Raw genomic sequence first — 1,895 nt, forward strand, 5'->3', positions numbered from 1 at the left:
TGGGGTCGATCTGCGAGGGGTCGATCCCCAATTGCCGGGCGTAGGCCCGACGGGTCTGTTCCGGGGTAAGCGGCGGGCGGCCGAAGGGATAGTTCTCCAGCGGACCCGGATCGTCCGGGTGGGGAGCCGAGAAGGGTCCACCCGACGCGGACCCGGGCCTGACCGGACCCGGACCGGCCGCCTGGACCGGAGGAGCATGGTTCGTCCAAAGGCCACCGGAGAGGCCCCTTGCGGGACCGGACGCGTACTGGATCGCCTCGGGCTGCGCCGAGGCAAGAAGGCTGGAACCGAACGGCTTGAACAACATGACGAATCCTCCTGATGTTTTCGGAGGATTGTATCCAGGCAGCTTTCTCTTTCCACCCACATAGCGCTATGTGGGTAAGTTCGTGACCCAACCCACCAGCCTCGGGAGGTAGCGGCAGAGGAGCGCCACGATCACGGCGTTCACATATGTTCCGTGCAACGATGACGCAAACACCGCGAAAACCAACCGTTGCGGCAACTGACTGAACTGGTTGAATGTGTACCAGGCGCACCCGATCATGATGCCGTAAAACGCGCTCACCATTACCACCACGGGCAAACTATCCTTACGAATGAACTTGCTGCTGCAATACATCACGATCCAGAGCAAGCCATAAAATGTCAAACTCCACTGCAATCTCACGTCCATCCGCCAAATTCGGAAATAGAACGAGGAAAACAGCGGCGTGGAAAGCATGATGCACGCCCCCAACGCGGTGGCAAGGCCGCTCCAGAGCAGCCTCTTCAGACGGCTTTCCTCCGGAGCGCGATCCTCATCCGGAGTGTTCACGGCCACCCCCAGGCCGTGACTGGACAATCCAGCTCTCCGCACTATCCCAGGCAGGCTGCGGTGTACCATGGCGAGAAATGCCCCGTAATAACCGGCACCGGCCATGAACGTTCTCTCAATCAGTATGAATACAAAACTCTGCAGAAAGACATCGCTTTGCGTCAGAATTTCGTAAACATACAATTCATTGAGCAACAGCAGACACTCCGCCGCAAAGAACGTCAAATAGCCCAGAAACCACATCCCGATCAACACCGCGCCAGGCCTGCCCTCCCGGATTGTCCGGTCGAGAAGATACTGCCCGGCAAGCATCAGCAGGAAGAACGTCCCCGCTACTTCCCAACACTCCGAAACCGGTCGGTAACTCATCAGGAACAGCTCTCGCGTGGGCGCGGCAAGCCATACGCCCGCCGCGACAACCGTCGCGGCGGCGCACCAGGCCAGGCGGCTCAGAAAGGATTCAATCATCGCGCTTTGCATTTATGGCCTGCGCTTTGAGAGCATTCGGGGTTTCACACTTTTTAATTCCGCATATGCCTTCAAGGACCGTTGACACCCTTGCGGCACATTCGAGGCCAGCCGGGTCACGCATGCTCTCCGCCCTTGAGATGATCAAGGCCTCCTCACTGGGCGTGGTCGGAATCTTGACCTGTTCCACCCAACCCGTCTTGTTGTGGTAGTTGATGTAATCCTGGAGGCTCGGAAAATCCTCGTCGCCCTCGTAGAACCACCCTCCAGTTCCCCGTATCCGTTGGTTGTAGGTCCCTGCCGGATCGTAGAGAAAGCCCTTTCCTGGAATGTACAGCGCACTGTGCCCTACTCGCCCAGCCCCTTGTTCGTATGCCGTCAACAGAATCGTCCCTCCCGGACTCGGGGCTTCCTTGGGCTTTTCTTCCTCCTGACCAGCGCCGCCGCTCTCCTGCCAGCCTTCCGGCGACTCATGCCGATCCCACGGCGATGGGACCGTATCGCCCCAAAGCGTGCCGGTCTGGCCGGGTTGCCCCGGTTGTTGCGTTGCAGCGGCCCACCCGAGGAGACCATGCCCGGGCGCTGCCCCTTGAGGCGATGCCCAGCCCGG

The 1,895-nt window shown here is 59.8% G+C and carries 3 protein-coding genes; all 3 read right to left on the minus strand.

Annotation, left to right across the window (positions count from 1 at the left end):
• Positions 1-307: hypothetical protein (locus tag NNJEOMEG_RS20365; RefSeq protein WP_217270629.1), on the minus strand; the 307-nt coding region annotated here is incomplete at its 3' end.
• Between the two features lie 66 nt (positions 308-373).
• Positions 374-1,297 carry a hypothetical protein gene (locus NNJEOMEG_RS20145; protein WP_173087269.1) on the minus strand — a complete coding sequence of 308 codons (924 nt, stop codon included), beginning with the start codon at positions 1,295-1,297 and terminating at the stop codon, positions 374-376.
• On the minus strand, positions 1,278-1,895 hold a 618-nt coding region (locus NNJEOMEG_RS20370), incomplete at its 5' end, for a hypothetical protein (protein WP_217270630.1). The genes NNJEOMEG_RS20145 and NNJEOMEG_RS20370, both read right to left, overlap by 20 nt.

It is taken from the genome of Fundidesulfovibrio magnetotacticus (genome assembly GCF_013019105.1).
GTDB classification, from domain to species: domain Bacteria; phylum Desulfobacterota; class Desulfovibrionia; order Desulfovibrionales; family Desulfovibrionaceae; genus Fundidesulfovibrio; species Fundidesulfovibrio magnetotacticus.

Excerpts from the sequence above, each read along its gene's own strand:
- NNJEOMEG_RS20145 (WP_173087269.1), bottom strand. The coding sequence starts at position 1,297 with ATGCAAAGCGCGATGATTGAATCCTTTCTGAGCCGCCTGGCCTGGTGC.